At 64.0% G+C, this 1,051-nt stretch carries 1 protein-coding gene and 1 pseudogene; both read left to right on the forward strand.

Annotation, left to right across the window (positions count from 1 at the left end; translation table 11 throughout):
* Nucleotides 1-186, forward strand: a pseudogene (locus OS914_RS18005) (transcriptional regulator); the annotation flags it as partial.
* Nucleotides 183-1,051: cation diffusion facilitator family transporter (locus OS914_RS18010; protein ID WP_267547428.1), on the forward strand; the 869-nt coding region annotated here is incomplete at its 3' end. The pseudogene OS914_RS18005 and the gene OS914_RS18010, both read left to right, overlap by 4 nt.

A 1,051-nucleotide genomic window follows, 5' to 3' on the forward strand; every position in this document is an offset into this window, starting at 1 on the left:
TCCCAACATTTAGCGAAAATGCGCCTGGGACGCCTTGTTACCACCCGGCAGGACGGCACGCGGGTGTTCTACCGGCTGGAAAACGAACACGCCCGCCAGCTCGTCACGGATGCCATTTTCCAGGCAGAGCACTCGCTGGGCGGTAGCCCCCGCCACCACCACATCGAAAGCGCGGACCCCTCATGAGCACTCACCCCACTAGCCAGCACGTGCGTCCCGACCAGCACGAGCACAGCCACGAAGACTCCCACGGGCACGAGCACGGGCACGGCCATGGGCACGAGCACGAGCATCCCACCGGGATCAAAGGCTTTTTTTATGGATTGTTCGTTCCGCACAGCCACGACGCGGCGGATTCCATCGATGACGCGCTGGAGGCCAGCGAGCAGGGCGTCCGAGCGGTGAAGATCAGTCTGTTCATGCTGCTCGGCACCACCATTCTGCAATTCATAGTGGTGCTGATCAGCGGCTCAGTGGCGCTGCTGGCCGATACCATCCATAATTTCTCCGACGCCCTGACGGCGGTCCCGTTGTGGATCGCCTTCATCCTTGCCCGCCGCGCCGCCACCCGCCGCTATACCTACGGCTTAGGCCGCGCGGAGGACCTCGCCGGGTTGTTCATCGTCGCCGTCGTCGCTCTGTCGGCCATTATCGCCGGCTGGCAGTCCATTGACCGGCTGATCCACCCACAGACCCTGACCAATCTGTGGTGGGTTGCGGCTGCTGGTGTGGTCGGTTTCGCCGGCAATGAGGCGGTTGCCATCTACCGCATCAGAATCGGACAGAAAATAGGCTCGGCGGCCCTGGTGGCCGACGGTGTACATGCCCGCATTGACGGGTTCACCTCGCTGGCCGTGGTCGCCGGAGTCATCGGCGTCTGGCTGGGTTTCCCCCTCGCCGACCCCATCGTGGGACTCCTGATTGCGGCCGCGATCATCGTTTTGCTGTGGGGGACGGTGCGAAGCATCGGCCGGCGACTGATGGACGGGATTGAACCCGAGCTGCTGGACCGAGCGGAGGCAGCCCTGGCTGGCACCCCCGGTGTCCATTC

It is taken from the genome of Arthrobacter endolithicus (assembly GCF_026627425.1).
GTDB lineage: Bacteria > Actinomycetota > Actinomycetes > Actinomycetales > Micrococcaceae > Arthrobacter_M.